14 protein-coding genes are annotated in these 15,336 nt (G+C 63.2%); 2 read left to right on the forward strand and 12 right to left on the reverse strand.

Translation table 11 applies throughout. The features are described 5' to 3' along the window. The first annotated feature begins 140 nt into the window (after positions 1 to 140). Complete coding sequence (gene lipB / locus AC07SZ_RS07130; protein WP_494913830.1) at positions 141 to 884, forward strand: lipoyl(octanoyl) transferase LipB; 744 nt, start codon at positions 141 to 143, stop codon at positions 882 to 884. Between the two features lie 21 nt (positions 885 to 905). On the opposite strand, the gene AC07SZ_RS07135 is transcribed toward lipB, so the two are convergent. Then, entirely contained in the window at positions 906 to 2,156 is a 1,251-nt protein-coding gene (locus tag AC07SZ_RS07135; RefSeq protein ID WP_172373448.1) for a site-2 protease family protein, read from the reverse strand. Between the two features lie 343 nt (positions 2,157 to 2,499). Between AC07SZ_RS07135 and AC07SZ_RS07140 the strand changes: the two genes are divergently transcribed. After that, the gene (locus AC07SZ_RS07140) at positions 2,500 to 2,670 is read left to right on the forward strand and encodes a hypothetical protein (RefSeq protein ID WP_494913831.1); all 171 of its coding nucleotides are present in this window, start codon (positions 2,500 to 2,502) and stop codon (positions 2,668 to 2,670) included. 112 nt (positions 2,671 to 2,782) lie between these two features. Here the strand turns inward: AC07SZ_RS07140 and AC07SZ_RS07145 are convergent, their stop codons facing one another. The 11 genes from AC07SZ_RS07145 to nuoK form a co-directional block, all read right to left on the reverse strand. Further along, complete coding sequence (locus AC07SZ_RS07145; protein WP_056572847.1) at positions 2,783 to 3,463, reverse strand: ABC transporter ATP-binding protein; 681 nt, start codon at positions 3,461 to 3,463, stop codon at positions 2,783 to 2,785. Then, positions 3,463 to 4,749, reverse strand: a complete 1,287-nt coding sequence (locus AC07SZ_RS07150) for a lipoprotein-releasing ABC transporter permease subunit (protein ID WP_056572849.1) — start codon at positions 4,747 to 4,749, stop codon at positions 3,463 to 3,465. Before AC07SZ_RS07150 ends, AC07SZ_RS07145 begins: the two co-directional genes overlap by 1 nt. Beyond that, positions 4,746 to 6,074: a proline--tRNA ligase gene (gene proS, locus AC07SZ_RS07155; RefSeq protein WP_172373446.1), complete on the reverse strand. Its 1,329-nt coding sequence runs from the start codon at positions 6,072 to 6,074 to the stop codon at positions 4,746 to 4,748. The genes AC07SZ_RS07150 and proS overlap by 4 nt, the downstream gene beginning before the upstream one ends. 654 nt (positions 6,075 to 6,728) lie before the next feature. Next, positions 6,729 to 7,013 carry a DUF1467 family protein gene (locus AC07SZ_RS07160; RefSeq protein ID WP_010910093.1) on the reverse strand — a complete coding sequence of 95 codons (285 nt, stop codon included), beginning with the start codon at positions 7,011 to 7,013 and terminating at the stop codon, positions 6,729 to 6,731. Next, the gene (mce, locus tag AC07SZ_RS07165; protein WP_056572855.1) at positions 7,010 to 7,414 is read right to left on the reverse strand and encodes a methylmalonyl-CoA epimerase; all 405 of its coding nucleotides are present in this window, start codon (positions 7,412 to 7,414) and stop codon (positions 7,010 to 7,012) included. Before mce ends, AC07SZ_RS07160 begins: the two co-directional genes overlap by 4 nt. A gap of 77 nt (positions 7,415 to 7,491) precedes the next feature. After that, a complete protein-coding gene (locus AC07SZ_RS07170; RefSeq protein ID WP_494913832.1) occupies positions 7,492 to 9,162 on the reverse strand; it encodes a ribonuclease J in 1,671 nt (556 codons plus the stop codon). Positions 9,163 to 9,255: 93 nt separating this feature from the next. Beyond that, positions 9,256 to 10,077: a biotin--[acetyl-CoA-carboxylase] ligase gene (locus AC07SZ_RS07175; RefSeq protein ID WP_056572862.1), complete on the reverse strand. Its 822-nt coding sequence runs from the start codon at positions 10,075 to 10,077 to the stop codon at positions 9,256 to 9,258. A gap of 4 nt (positions 10,078 to 10,081) precedes the next feature. Beyond that, the gene (gene nuoN / locus AC07SZ_RS07180; protein ID WP_494913833.1) at positions 10,082 to 11,518 is read right to left on the reverse strand and encodes an NADH-quinone oxidoreductase subunit NuoN; all 1,437 of its coding nucleotides are present in this window, start codon (positions 11,516 to 11,518) and stop codon (positions 10,082 to 10,084) included. A gap of 19 nt (positions 11,519 to 11,537) precedes the next feature. After that, positions 11,538 to 13,043: an NADH-quinone oxidoreductase subunit M gene (locus AC07SZ_RS07185; protein WP_056572867.1), complete on the reverse strand. Its 1,506-nt coding sequence runs from the start codon at positions 13,041 to 13,043 to the stop codon at positions 11,538 to 11,540. After that, positions 13,043 to 15,016 (reverse strand): NADH-quinone oxidoreductase subunit L, encoded by a 1,974-nt coding sequence (gene nuoL / locus AC07SZ_RS07190; protein WP_056572870.1) that lies wholly within the window; start codon positions 15,014 to 15,016, stop codon positions 13,043 to 13,045. The genes AC07SZ_RS07185 and nuoL overlap by 1 nt, the downstream gene beginning before the upstream one ends. 10 nt (positions 15,017 to 15,026) lie before the next feature. Next, positions 15,027 to 15,335: an NADH-quinone oxidoreductase subunit NuoK gene (gene nuoK / locus AC07SZ_RS07195; protein ID WP_019858930.1), complete on the reverse strand. Its 309-nt coding sequence runs from the start codon at positions 15,333 to 15,335 to the stop codon at positions 15,027 to 15,029. Position 15,336: the final 1 nt, after the last annotated feature.

Here is a 15,336-nt window from a genome sequence, read left to right on the forward strand (position 1 = left end):
GGCGATTGGCATAACGGTCCACAGGATTGGAATGAAGGGCCGGAACTGGACGTTTCCAGCGATTGACGCCATATGGAGACGGATGCATGCCGCCCGAAGTGCAAGCGGATCGCCACGGCATAAGTGAAAAACGAAAAGCCATGACAGAACGCAGCCAGATCGCCACGTCGTTCCTGCCGCTCCCCGGTTCAGCACCGGTCGAGTGGCGCATCGAGCCTGGCCTTACCCCCTATCCCGATGCGCTTGCCTTCATGGAGGCGCGTGCCGAGGCGATACGCGGCGGGGCCGCCGGCGAAATGGTCTGGCTGGTCGAACATCCGCCGCTCTACACCGCCGGCACCAGTGCGCGCGTCGAGGACCTGATCGATCCCGACCGGTTCCCGGTCTTTTCGGCCGGTCGCGGCGGCGAATACACTTATCATGGGCCGGGCCAGCGGGTAGCTTATGTCATGCTGGACCTGAAACGGCGGCGCGAGGATGTGCGCGCCTTCGTCGCCGCGCTCGAACAGTGGATCATCGGCACGCTCGCCGCCTTCAACGTGCGCGGCGAACGCCGCGAGGACCGGGTCGGCGTCTGGGTGGTGCGACCCGATCGCACTGCCTTGCCGGACGGTTCGCCGGTCGAGGACAAGATCGCGGCGATAGGTATCCGGCTGCGGCGCTGGGTGAGTTTTCACGGCATCGCCATCAATGTCGAACCGGATCTCGACCATTTCAGCGGCATCGTGCCCTGCGGCGTGCAGGACCACGGTGTCACCAGCCTCGTCGACCTCGGCCTTCCCATTGGCATGGCCGACCTCGATCTGGCGCTGAAATCAGCCTTCGAGGATGTTTTCGGTCCCGCCGTGGCTGCGCCCGCCGAGCCAGTCCGAAGGACTGGTTGAACCTTTCGGGTTCAACATGGTTCAAAGCAACTGCGCCGACGCCCACAGCACGCCGCAGCCATGGATGACGAACACCGCCAACAGCGCACCAGCGATGGCGAAGCGGTCGACCGTGCGGATCGGTTCCAGCTCGTGGCGTGGCTTCACTCCGCTGCCCATGGTCAGCAGGCTGAGGATTGAAAAGACGGCTCCCGCCGCGAGCAGGAAGCCGGAGGAAAAGCCGGCCCGCCACCCCACCGCCAGGAAAGCCGAGAGCAGGAAGAACGAGGCCAGCGCCAGTGCGATCGGCCCCGGACAGATCTGGCGCAACACCTGGCCGCCGTCGAACTTCCACACCGGCACCAGATTGGCGATGTTGAACAAGGCGGCGCAGCCCGCCAGCGCCGCCAGCAGCGCGGCCGCGGCCTTGTGCCCCTCGCCGCCCGCAAGCGCGCTGGCGGCAATGACGATCGGCACCAGGAAGGCGGAGAAGCCCGCCCCCATCAGCGCCACGAAGGCCACTTCGAAACGGCTGTTGTAAGGCCTGCCGCCAATGGCGACCCCGCCGAGCAGCGGGATGAAGATCATCCGCGCCTTGCGGTGGCCCATCAGCCGGAACGCCGCCATATGGCCGAGTTCATGCAGGGCCACGACCGAGGTAAGGATCGAGGCGAGCGCCAGCCCGCCGAGGTGGAGCCCGAAGAACGGCCACAGCATCAATGCCGACAGCACGGCAAACCCAACCTGGCTGAGCGGATGCTCGAACCAGCCGCCCTTGCGATACTGACCGGTTAGCGCCCAGCGTTGCAGCTTGGACAGCTCGCGGCGCATGGCGAAGTAACGGAACACCAGAAAGGCAACGCCGCGGTAGCGATCCGTCTGGCTGAGCGTCACCCGCGTGCCACCGTCTTCGGAGACGAGTTCGGCGGTTTCGCGATAGTCTTTCCAGAACGAGGCGTCGAGCGCGGTATCCTCGACGACACGCATCGAGAAGCGGCTGCCTTCGACGACATCGTCAAACCGTGCCCTGCGTTCGATCGGCTTGCCGTCGCGGCCCTCCCACGACAGCATGATGCGGGACACGCTCTCCCCGTCCAGCGGCTGCGCCGACAGGATCTCGCCGGACCAGCCGGCATCGCTGCCAAGCGGCCACAGCGCCTGCCAGAGGCGCTGGCGGTCCGTCGCAATCAAGCGGCTCATCCTGACCGTGCGCAAACCAAGCGGCGCGGTCATCAAGAGAAAGATCAGCCCGAGATTGCTGGCCACGAGAATGGCCGTGACGATGGGCGACACCTGGACGTTGCTCCTGCCTTGAGGCGCATCCTAGCGTCGAGGCGGCAAGAAAGGTTTAACGGAGGAGCGGTCCGCTTGACGGCGGAAACAGCAGCGATCAACGCCGCCAGGTCACATGGCGCCGATCCAGATCGCCATGGAAATGAGGAATGTGCTCATGCAAACCAGTGAGATGACATCCTGAACCAGATCGGTCATAACTCTCTCCTGTTGTTGATATGTTCGCAATTTGTTCTAATTTTGTTTCAAAGTCAACGAGCAGAATCCAACCGCATCCGAAATCTCCGGCGATCGGATTGGCAGGGTTAAGAAAAGGTTGACGCTGCGGGAACTATACCGAGTGATGAACGTGGGCCAACACGAAGGCGCCAATAAAGCTGACCGCTGGCGAAAACGCATGAGACAAGGCCGCCGGTGGCGCCTCTCGCGCAACTTTGTAACCTGGCTGCTGATCCTGGTGATGATCGCGATCTCTTCCACCCTGATCGCACGGAATGCTCACTGGCGGTTCTGAGCCCGGGTGACCTTCGGAGAGGCCAGAATCCCCGACGGCAACCTGCATTCGCGGAAATCTCGCCGGAGCTTGTCCAGGTTGGCCCCACTCCCGCGGCGAACATCGACGTGCCCTACAGCGGCACGACCTTGCCGTCGGCGAGCGTGACGCGCCGGTCCATGCGCGATGCCAGTTCGTGATTGTGGGTGGCGATCAGCGCGGCCAGACCCGACTGCCGCACCAGCGCCTCCAGGGCTTCGAACACATAGGAGGCGGTGACCGGATCGAGATTGCCAGTCGGCTCGTCGGCTAGCAGCACCAGCGGCGCATTGGCAACGGCACGCGCGATGGCGACGCGCTGCTGCTCACCGCCGGACAATTCGGCCGGCCGGTGCGAGGCGCGCTTGCCGATCTGCATGTAATCGAGCAGCTGAGCGGCGCGCTCGGCCGCTTCCTTGCGCGGCAGGCCCTTGATCAGCTGCGGCATCATGATGTTTTCCAGCGCGGAAAACTCGGGCAGCAGATGATGGAACTGGTAGACGAAGCCGACATCGTTGCGTCGGATCGACGTGCGCTCGTCGTCGGACAGCCGACCGCAGGCCCGTCCGGACAGGATCACGTCGCCGGCATCGGGGCGCTCCAGCAGGCCGGCCGTATGCAGCAGCGTCGACTTGCCGGTGCCCGACGGCGCAACCAGCGCTACCATCTCGCCGCGCCGCAGCGAGAAATCGGCTCCGTTCAGGATGGTGAGCTTGCGCGGCCCCTGGACATAGTGCCGCTCGACGCTCTTCAGCTCGATAATGACCTCGGCCACTACTCGTACCTCAAGGCTTCGACCGGATCGAGGCGGGCGGCCCGCCACGCCGGAAACACGGTCGCCAGGAACGACAGGCCGAGCGCCATGATGATGACATAGGTGGTCTCGCGCGGATCCATCTTCGCCGGCAGCTGGCTGAGGAAGTAGAGCTCCGGATTGAACAGCACCTTGCCGGTCATCCAGGAGAAGAACTGCCGGATCGATTCGATGTTGGTGCAGATCAGCACCCCGAGCAGCACGCCAGCGAGCGTGCCGGTGACGCCGATCGCCGCGCCGGTCATCAGGAAAATGCGCAAGATCGCGCCGCGCGAGGCGCCCATGGTGCGCAGGATGGCGATATCGTGCCCCTTGTCCTTCACCAGCATGATCAGCCCGGAAATGATGTTGAGCGCCGCCACCAGCACGATCAGCGTCAGGATCATGAACATGACGTTGCGCTCGACCTGCAGGGCGGAAAAAAAGGTCTCGTTGCGCTGGCGCCAGTCGACGATGTCGATGGGCCGTTGCGCCGCCTCCTCCACCTTCGGCTTCAGCGCGTCGACATTGTCGGGATTGTCGACATAGATCTCGATCGTCTGCGCGCGTCCATCCATGTTGAAATAGAGCTGCGCTTCCGAGAACGGCATGTAGACGATGGAGCTGTCATATTCCGACATGCCGACTTCGAAGATCGCCGCGATCTTGTAGCCCTTCATGCGCGGCGTGGTGCCCAGCGGCGTCACGTCACCATCGGGCGAGATCAAGGTGATGGTATCGCCGAGCGTCAACCCGAGATTCTCGGCCATGCGCTTGCCGATGGCGACGCCTTCGCCCGAGTCGAAATCGGCGAGCGTGCCTTGTTTGACGTTGCTGGCGACGATGGCGATCTTGCCGAGATCCTCTCCGCGTATGCCGCGCACCAGCGCGCCGGTGCCGCCACCGACATTGCCTTGCGCCAGCACCTGGCCGTCGATCAGCGGGATGGCGTATTTGATACCGGGCACGCCGTTGATGCGGCCGGCGACCTGGGCGTAATCCTCGAGCGGCGAATCAAGCGGCTGCACGATCAGATGGCCGTTGACGCCGAGGATGCGGGTCAAAAGCTCGGCCCGGAACCCGTTCATCACGGCCATGACGACGATCAGCGTCGCCACCCCCAGCATGATGCCGAGGAAGGAGATCGAGGCGATGACCGAGATCACCGTCTCCTTGCGCCGCGAGCGCAAATAGCGCCACGCCACCGTGCGTTCGAAGATGGAGAAAGGGCCGGCGCCCGCCGATCTTGCCGCAGCCGCCTCGCTCATGCGGCGGCACCGAAGCGTTTTTTGGCATCGGCGATCGGCAGCGTCACCCGCTCGCCGGTCTTGCGATTCTTGATCTCGACCTCGCCGGCGGCCACGCCGCGCGGCCCGACGATCACCTGCCAGGGCAGGCCGATCAGGTCGGCTGTGGCGAACTTGCCGCCCGGTCGCTGGTCGGTGTCGTCATAGAGCACATCCTTGCCGCTGGCTGCGAAGGCGGCATGGAGCTCGTCACAGACGCGGTCGCAGTCGGCGTCGCCCACCTTCATGTTGATCAGACCGATGTCGAACGGCGCCACGGCGTCCGGCCAGATGATGCCGTTCTCGTCATGGCTGGCTTCGATGATCGCCGCGACAAGCCGCGACGGGCCGATGCCGTAGGAGCCGCCGGAGACGAAATGATCCTTGCCGTCAGGCCCGGTCACCTTGGCGCCCATAGGCTTCGAATATTTGTCGCCGAAATGGAAGATGTGGCCAACCTCGATGCCCCGAGCCGAGACCCGGTCCGCTTCGCCGAGCTTGTCCCACGCCGCCTCATCATGCATCTCGTCGGTGGCGGCGTAAGGCGTCGTCCAGGTTTTGACGATGTCCGATATCTCGGCGTTATTGGCGAAGTCGGTGTTTTCGCCAGGCACCTGGAGCGACAGATAATCGCGATCGCAATAGACCTGGCTCTCGCCGGTGTCCGCCAGGATGATAAATTCGTGGCTGAGATCGCCACCGATCGGCCCGGTGTCGGCGCGCATCGGGATTGCCTGAAGGCCCATGCGCGTGAAGGTCCTGAGATAGGACACGAACATCCTGTTGTAGGCCGCCCTCGCGCCTTCGAAGTTGAGGTCGAAGGAATAGGCGTCCTTCATCAGGAATTCGCGTGAGCGCATGACGCCGAAGCGCGGCCGCACCTCGTCACGGAACTTCCATTGGATGTGGTAGAGATTGAGCGGCAGGTCCTTGTAGGACTTGACGTAGGCGCGGACGATCTCGGTGACCACTTCCTCATTGGTCGGGCCGTAGAGCATGTCGCGGTCCTGGCGATCCTTGATGCGCAGCATCTCCTTGCCGTAGTCGTCATAGCGGCCGCTTTCGCGCCACAGATCGGCCGACTGGATGGTCGGCATCAGGATCTCCAGCGCGCCGGCGCGGTTCTGCTCCTCGCGGATGATCTGGCAAACCTTGTCCAGCACCCGCTTGCCGAGTGGCAGCCAGGAAAAACTGCCCTGCCCCTGCTGGCGGATCATGCCGGCACGCAGCATCAGCCGGTGCGAGACGATCTCGGCCTCACGCGGATTTTCTTTGAGGATAGGCAGGAAATAGCGCGACAAACGCATGGACTGGTCCGTGAATGAGAATGGTCGCGCCAGAATCGGTGCGACGCAGGCTTGCTTGACCCGGCTTCATAGCCATTTCATGGCGGAATGGAAACCCGGCCATCGCGGCACATCAGCGCGTTGCGGCCCGGAAACCTCCGGTTTCCGGGCCAAGCCGCGCGGGCAGTTCAGCCACCGAACCTCTTGGCGTTCGGCCTCGAATTCTTTGCGCACGTCAATTCAAAACATGCCGCAACAGCTCCTCTTTGCCTTACTGGTCGTTTCGAAAGCAAGGCATGCCATACTATTGTGCAGTGCAGCACGAGAATGCCTGTTTCGAGGCAAAATTCTTCGTGACATTTTCATTCGGCTTAGGCTAGTGTGCCGCGATAACCGAGAGGGCGGAGAAAAATCTGCCCTCCTACGCGGTCAAAGTCTTGGGAGGATGCGATCTAGGCGCGGTTACTCGCTGCCGCCGGAAACCGGAAACAGATCGGACGCGTTTAATTGCAAGGCCTCGTGCCTTGCATTTTTTTTGTGCAATCATCTGGTTAGCGCGGCGAGTTGCCAGGCTACTTTACCCTGCGTCAGCAAGCATGGAGCCGCCAAGCATGGCGACGTCCCGATCCCTTCCGCTGCGGCTCGTACGGTATCGAAGCGCCCTAGCCGGGTGCTCTATTTTGCCGGTGTCTGGCCGAAATCCGGCACGATGTGCGGGATGTCGTTGAGGCTGTATCCCAGGCCATGCGTCAGGCCATAAAAAATGCCCATCAGGATCGCCGTGGCGATGGTGGTGCGGATGACCGCACGCAGCATGTGCGGGCCACGCGGCGCGCTTGGAACCGTGCCCAGCGTCACGTCATGATCGTCGTCCTGTGTCCTGACGCTGAACGGCAGGACGGCGAACAGCACCACCCACCACGTCGCGAAAAACAGGGCGGTGAACGAAACCCAGCTCATGATTGCTCCAGTTCGATCAGCGTGCCGAAGAAATCCTTCGGATGCAGGAACAGCACCGGCTTGCCATGGGCACCGGTCTTCGGGTTGCCGTCGCCCAGCACGCGAGCGCCAGCGGCCTTGAGCTGATCACGCGCGGCCAGGATGTCGTCGACCTCGTAGCAGAGGTGGTGCATGCCGCCGGACGGGTTCTTCGCAAGGAACGCCGCGATTGGCGAGCATTCGCCCAAGGGCTCCAGCAATTCGATCTTGGTGTTGCCGACATTGACGAACACCACCGTGACGCCATGCTCCGGCAAAGCCTGCGGCTCCGTCACTTCGGCGCCCAGCGTGTTGCGGTAGGCGGCAACCGCCGCCGCCAGATCCGGCACCGCAAGCGCGACATGGTTCAACCGTCCAAGCATGGAATGCTCCGTATCAGGGCAGTGTGGCAATAGGGAAGACGGATCAGAGCTGACCGCATTCCTACTGCCCCCTCCCTTCATCTCGTAACAAACACCGTCACCAGCGGCTTCTTGCCCCAGGCTTCGTTGGCCGCACTGCGCACCGCGCGCCGCACGGCCTCCTGCACGAGGTCCAGGTCTTTCCGGCGCTGACGGGGAATCGAGTCGACCGCGCCGACCGCCGCATCGATCATCAGGTCTTCGAGCGTCTCGCCGCTGGCATCGGCCTCGGCGACGCCGATGGCGACCAGGTCGGGATCGCCGGCCAGCTCATATTTGTCGTCCAGCACGACATTGACCGCGACATGGCCGGCAAAGGACAATTTGCGCCGGTCGCGGATGCCCATCGCCTGGTCGGTACCGATCAGCTTGCCGTCCTTGTAGATGCGGCCGAACGGCACCTGGTCGATGATGGTGGCGGGACCGGGGGCGAGCCTCAGCATATCGCCGTCGCGCACCTGCGCCACCTGGCCGATGCCGGAGGTCGACATCAGCGATCCCTGCGCCACCAGATGCGCCGCCTCGCCGTGCACGGGAACGCCGATCTGTGGGCGCACCCATTCATACATCTTGCGCAGCTCGCTGCGCCGGGGGTGGCCGGAGACATGCACCAGCGCGTCGCCGTCCTCGATGATCTTGATGCCGAGATCGATAAGGCGGTTCTTGATCTCGAGGATCGCCTTTTCATTGCCGGGAATGGTGCGCGAGGAAAACACCACCGTGTCACCCGCCGTCAGCGATACCGATTTCATCTCGTCGCGCGACAGTTTTGCAAGTGCCGCCAGCGGCTCGCCTTGGCTGCCGGTACAGATGATGACCAGGTTTTCGCGCGGAATGAAGCCGAAATCCTCCTCGGCGATGAACTCCGGAAGGCCGTCCATATAGCCGAGTTCGTCGGCGACATCGATGACGCGCTTCAGCGAACGGCCAAGCACCAGGCATTGGCGGCCGGCATCGCGTGCCGCCCTGGCGATGGAAACGATGCGCCCGACATTGGAGGAGAAGGTGGTCACGGCGACGCGGCCCTTGGCGGCCTGGATGACGCCCTTCAGCCCCTCGCCGACGGCGACTTCCGAAGGCGATTCGCCTTCGCGCAGCGCATTGGTCGAATCGCAGATCAGCGCCAGCACGCCCTTGTCGCCATAGGCGCGGAAACGCGCCTCGTCGGTCTTGGGTCCGATCGTCGGCTCCGGATCGATCTTCCAGTCGCCGGTGTGGATGACGGTACCGGCTGGCGTGGTGATGGCCAGCGACATCGGCTCGGGGATGGAGTGCGCCACCGAGATGGCTTCGATCTCGAACGGGCCGACGGTGAATTTCTCGCCAGCCCGGTAGATCGTCAGCGGGATCTTGGCCGCCCCCTGCTCGCCCTGGCGCTTGGCTTCCAGCAGCCCGGCGCTGAACGGCGTCATCCATACGGGCGCTTTCAGCTTCGGCCAGATGTCGAGCAGCGCACCATAATGATCCTCATGCGCGTGTGTGATGATGATGCCGCGCAGATTGGCGAGGTTCTCCTCTATGAAGCGCGTGTCGGGCAGGATCAGGTCGACGCCCGGATGCGCCGCGTCCGGAAAGGTGACACCGACATCGATGACAATCCATTCGCGCGCGCTCGGGGGGCCGTAGCCGTAGAGGGCGAAGTTCATACCGATCTCGCCGACGCCGCCGAGCGGCACGAAGACGAGTTCGGCGTTTTCCGCTTTCGCCATGATTTTTCCCTTCCTGGCCCTCAGGCCAAGCCGTTAAAGCAATTCCAGGAAAAGCGTCTAACGATTTTCCGTCCGGAATTGCGCAAGGACAAACTATACCCCGGCGGAAGCCACCGCGCCGAAATGCACATCGCCGGCAGCGATCGTCAGAACCGCCCCTTCATCGTCGCGGATCACGAAACGGCAATCCTCGTCAATGGTCTCGAACACCCCACGCACCACATTACCGTCAATTCTGACAGCAACCTCGCCGCCGAGTCCCGCCGCGCGCGCCAGCCAGCGTCTCCTGATGGCTGAAAGTCCGCGCCCCTCATCCCACAGGCGGGCATTCTCGCTCCAGGCATCCGACAGCGCCAGGAACAGCGTTTCGGCATCGCATGTCGCGCCGAGCGCTTGGAGTGATGTCGCGGGATACGGCAAATCCGTGGGATGCGCCACCACATTGACGCCGATGCCCACCGCCACGGCGAAACGGCCGCCGTCCAGCATCGCCGACTCCAGCAGGATGCCGGCCAGCTTGGCGCCGGAGGCCAGAACGTCGTTCGGCCATTTCAACTCGAAACGGTTTTGTCCCTGGCTTGCGCCATCAAGTCCGATGGCGATGCGGCCTTTCGGCACCACGGCATCCAGTGCATCGGCGAGCGACAGACCGGCGACGAAACCCAACGTCGCGGCAAGGCGAAGTTCACCGCCGGTGATGACAAGCAGGGTCGCTGCCAGATTGCCTTCGGGCGAGACCCAGGCGCGGCCGCGCCGGCCACGCCCGCTTTCCTGCTTTTTGGAAACGACCCACAGCTTGCCCGGGTCACCTGCCCGGGCGTGGTCCAGCGCCACCGTATTGGTGGAGCCGACGCTGTCATGGGCCTCGAGCCGGAAGCCTTCCGACGCCGAGGTTGGAGCCAGCCGAAATGCCATCCCGTCAGAAAAATGTCTTGGCGGCGGCTTCGGCATAGGTGCCGATCGGCCCGCCGATCAGCACATAGAACAGCACGAAGGCGCCGGAGACGCCGAGCACGAGGCGCAATTCGCTGGCCATGGGGACGAAGCCGCCGACCGGTTCGTCGAACCACATGATCTTGATGATGCGCAGATAGTAGTAAGCGCCCACCACCGAGGCCAGCACGCCGATGATCGCCAGCGCGTAGAGGTTGGCGTTGATGGCGGCGAGGAAGACGTACCACTTCCCCCAGAAGCCGGCGAGCGGCGGGATGCCGGCCAGCGAGAACATCAGGATGGTCAGGATGGTCGCCATGACCGGGTTGGTCGAGGCTAGGCCGGCCAGGTCGCTGATCTGTTCGACATTGCCTTCCTTGCGCCGCATGGCGAGGATGAAGGCGAAGGTGCCCAGCGTCATCACCAGGTAGATCAGCATGTAGATGGCGACGCCACGCACGCCGGCCTGGCTGTTGGCGGCAAGGCCGACCAGCGCGTAGCCCATATGGCCGATCGAGGAATAGGCCATCAGCCGCTTGATGTTGGTCTGGCCGATCGCGGCAAAGGCGCCGAGCGCCATCGAGGCGATCGAGATGAAGACGATGATCTGCTGCCAGTCGGCGGCGATCGGCTTGAACGCGCCCATGGTGACGCGCACGATCAGCGCCATCGCCGCCATCTTGGGGGCCGCCGCCAGGAACGCGGTCACCGGTGTCGGCGCGCCTTCATAGACGTCGGGCGTCCACATGTGGAACGGCACCGCCGAGATCTTGAAGGCAAGGCCGGCCAGCACGAAGACCAGACCGAAGACGAGGCCCAGCTGGCGCTCGCCGCTGCCCAGCGCCGTGGCGATTTCCTGGAAGCCGGTGTTGCCGGTATAGCCATAGACCAGGCTGATGCCATACAGCAGCATGCCCGACGACAGCGCGCCGAGGACGAAGTATTTCAGGCCGGCCTCGGTCGAACGCAGATTGTCGCGGTTGATCGCCGCCAGCACGTAGATCGCCAGTGACTGCAGCTCGAGGCCGAGATAGAGCCCGATCATGCCGTTGGCCGAGATCATCAGCATCATGCCCAGCGTGCACAGCAGGATCAGCACCGGATACTCGAACTTGTCGAAACGCTCCGCCTTGGCAAAGCGCATCGACATGATCAGCGTCACCGCCGAGCCGACCAGCGACAGCACCTTCATGAAGCGAGCGAAGGGATCCTGGATGAAGGCATTGCCATAGGCGTTGCCCTGCCCGGTCCGGAAGATCAGCCAGACGCCTGCGATAACCAGAACGGCGACCGCAAGGCCGCTCACCGTATTGGCGGTGTTGGAGCGCGAATAGGCCCCGACCATCAGCAGCGCGAGCGCGCCGATGGCAAGGATCAGCTCGGGCGTCGAGAGCGACAGGCTGGAGAGAAGGTCCGGCGTCATGGTTCGCAAAACCCCTGGGTCAGTTCGCCGCCGCGGTCTGCGCGGCGCCGATGGATGCGGTGACATTGGTGACGAGCGACTTGACCGATTGGGCCGTCGCGTCGAAGACGGGAGCGGGATAGACGCCGAAGAAGATGACCAGCACGACCAGCGGGTAGATGATGACCTTCTCGCGCGCCGAAAGATCGAGCAACCCCTTCAGGCTGTCCTTGGTCAGCGCGCCGAAGATCACCCGGCGGTAGAGCCACAGCGCGTAGGCCGCCGACAGGATGACGCCGGTAGCGGCGAAGAATGCCACCCACGTGTTGACCCGGAACACGCCCAGCATGGTCAGGAACTCGCCGATGAAGCCTGATGTGCCCGGCAGGCCGACATTGGCCATGGTGAAGATCAGGAACACGGTGGCGTATTTCGGCATGTTGTTGACCAGGCCGCCATAGGCATCGATCTCACGCGTGTGCATGCGGTCGTAGATGACGCCGACGCACAGGAACAGCGCGCCCGAGACGAGGCCGTGGCTGAGCATCTGGAAGATCGCGCCCTGAACGCCTTCCTGGTTCATGGCGAAGATGCCCATGGTGACGAAGCCCATATGGGCAACCGACGAATAGGCGATCAGCTTCTTCATGTCCTCCTGCATCAGCGCCACCAGCGAGGTGTAGATGATGGCGACGACCGAGAGCGTGAAGACCAGCGGCGCGAACATTTCGGATGCCAGCGGGAACATCGGCAGGGAGAAGCGCAGGAAGCCGTACCCGCCCATTTTCAGGAGAATACCGGCCAGGATGACCGAACCGGCGGTTGGCGCCTCGACGTGTGCATCCGGCAGCCAGGTGTGCACCGGCCACATCGGCATCTTCACTGCGAAGGATGCGAAGAAGGCGAGCCATAGCCAGGTCTGCATGTTGGCCGGGAAGTTGTGGGTCAACAGCGTCGGGATGTCGGTGGTGCCGGACTGATAGAACATCGCCATGATGGCGAGCAGCATCAGCACCGAGCCGGCGAGCGTGTAGAGGAAGAACTTGAACGAGGCGTAGACGCGCCGCTTGCCGCCCCAGACGCCGATGATGATGAACATCGGGATCAGGCCGGCCTCGAAGAAGACGTAGAACAGCACGATATCGAGCGCGCAGAACACGCCGATCATCAGCGTCTCGAGCAGCAGGAAGGCGATCATGTAGGCCTTGACGCGCTTCTCGATCGATTCCCACGACGCCAGGATGCACAGCGGCATCAGGAAGGTCGTCAGGATGACGAACAGCATCGAAATGCCGTCGACGCCCATGTGGTAGGAGATGCCGGAGTCGAGCCACGCGACCTTTTCGACGAACTGGAAGCCCGCCTGCGAATTGTCGAAGCCGGTCCAGATGAACAGCGAGATGATGAACGTGAACGTCGTGGTCAACAGCGCAATGGCGCGGATGTTGCGGCGTGCGTTTTCGCTGTCATCGTTGATGAACAGGATCAGCAGCGCACCAACCAGCGGCAGGAAGGTGACCAGCGAGAGGATTGGCCAGGCGGTCATCAGAGCATCATCCAGGTGACGAGTGCGGCAACGCCGATCAGCATGGCGAAGGCATAATGGTAGAGGTAGCCGGTCTGCAGCTTGACGACGCGGTTGGTGACATCGACGACGCGCGCCGAAATGCCGTCCGGCCCCAGGCCATCGATGATGGTGCCATCACCGGTCTTCCACAGGAAATGGCCGAGGCGCTTGGCCGGCCGCACGAACAGGAAGTCGTAGAGCTCGTCGAAATACCACTTGTTGAGCAGGAAGGCATAGAGCCCGCGATGCCGCGCGGCGAGATTGACGGGCATTTCCGGCGAGCGGATGTAGAACTTCCAGGCCAGCGCGAAACCGATCAGCATGGCGATGAAGGGCGAGAGCTCGACCCACAGCGGCAGTTCATGGATCTCGTGCAGGATGTGGTTGTCCGGCAGCGTGAACAGCGAAGCCTTCCAGAACTCGGCATAGCCTTCGCCGATGAACGAATTGTGGAAGATGATGCCGGCAAACAGCGCGCCGGCGGCCAGCACGAACAACGGCACCAGCATCACCGGCGGCGATTCATGCACATGGTGCATCACCTCGTGGCTCGCCCGCGGCTTGCCGTGGAAGGTCATGAAGATCAGCCGCCAGGAATAGAAGGAGGTGAAGCACGCGGCGATGACCAGCAGCACGAAGGCAAGGCCGGCGACCGAATTGTGGCCGGCAAAGGCGCTCTCGATGATGGCGTCCTTGGAGAAGAAACCGGCTGTGCCGATGACGGTCACCGGAATGCCGACGCCGGTCAGCGCCAGCGTGCCGATCACCATCATCCAGTAGGTTGTCGGGATCAGTGACCGCAGGCCGCCCATCTTGCGCATGTCCTGCTCGTCGGAGACGGCGTGGATGACCGAGCCCGAACCGAGGAACAGCAGCGCCTTGAAAAAGGCGTGCGTGAACAGGTGGAAGATCGCCGCGCCATAGGCGCCGACGCCGAGCGCCACGAACATGTAGCCGAGCTGCGAGCAGGTCGAATAGGCGATGACACGCTTGATGTCGTTCTGGACCAGGCCGACGGTCGCCGCGAAGAAGGCGGTGAAGGCGCCGATGAAGGTCACCACCGTCAGCGCCGAATGCGACAGCTCGAACAGGGGCGACAACCGCGCCAGCATGAACACGCCCGCCGTCACCATGGTGGCGGCGTGGATCAGCGCGGAGACCGGCGTCGGGCCTTCCATGGCGTCCGGCAGCCAGGTGTGCAGCGGCACCTGCGCCGACTTGCCCATGGCGCCCATGAACAGGAGCAGGCAGACGACGGTCATTGCCGACTGCTTGTCCAGAGCATGGCCGAGGAAGGTCAGCACGGCGGCACCTTGCGGGGCGCCTTCAGCCGGAATGAACGTTGCCGCGTTGGCGAAGATGGTGCCGAGATTGACCGAGCCGAACAGCACGAAGACGCCGAAGATGCCGAGCGCGAAGCCGAAATCGCCGACGCGGTTGACAACGAAGGCCTTGATGGCCGCGGCATTGGCCGAGGGCTTCTTGTACCAGAAGCCGATCAGCAGGTAGGACGCCAGGCCGACCCCTTCCCAGCCGAAGAACATCTGCACCAGATTGTCCGCCGTCACCAGCATCAGCATGGCGAAGGTGAACAGCGACAGATAGGCGAAGAAGCGCGGCCGGTTCGGATCGTGGTGCATGTAGCCGATCGAATAGATGTGGACCAGCGCCGACACGGTGTTGACCACCACCAGCATCACCACCGTCAGCGTGTCGATGCGCAGCGCCCAGGAGACGTCCAGCCCGCCGGACTGGATCCAGTGCAGCACCGGCACGGTGAACACCTCGCCATGGCCGAAGCCGACGCTGAAGAAGGCAACCCACGACAGAACAGCCGAAATCACCAGGAAGCCGGAGGTGATGTATTCGGACGCCTTGGCGCCGAGCGACGTGCCGAACAGGCCGACGATCAGGAAGCCGAGCAGTGGAAGGAAGACGATGGCCTGATACATGGTGGTTCCGTCAACCCTTCATCATGTTCACGTCTTCGACCGCGATCGAGCCGCGGTTGCGGAAGAAGACGACGAGAATGGCAAGTCCGATCGCCGCCTCGGCCGCCGCGACCGTCAGCACGAACAGTGCGAACACCTGGCCGACCAGATCGCCGAGCGCCGCCGAGAAGGCGACAAAGTTGATGTTGACCGCAAGCAGGATCAGCTCGACCGACATCAGGATGACGATGACGTTCTTGCGGTTCAGGAAGATACCGAACACGCCGAGCGTGAACAGGATCGCCGATACGGTCAGATAATGTGCGATGCCGACGACCATC

The sequence above is a fragment of the Mesorhizobium sp. GW821-FHT07A06 genome (assembly GCF_059419085.1).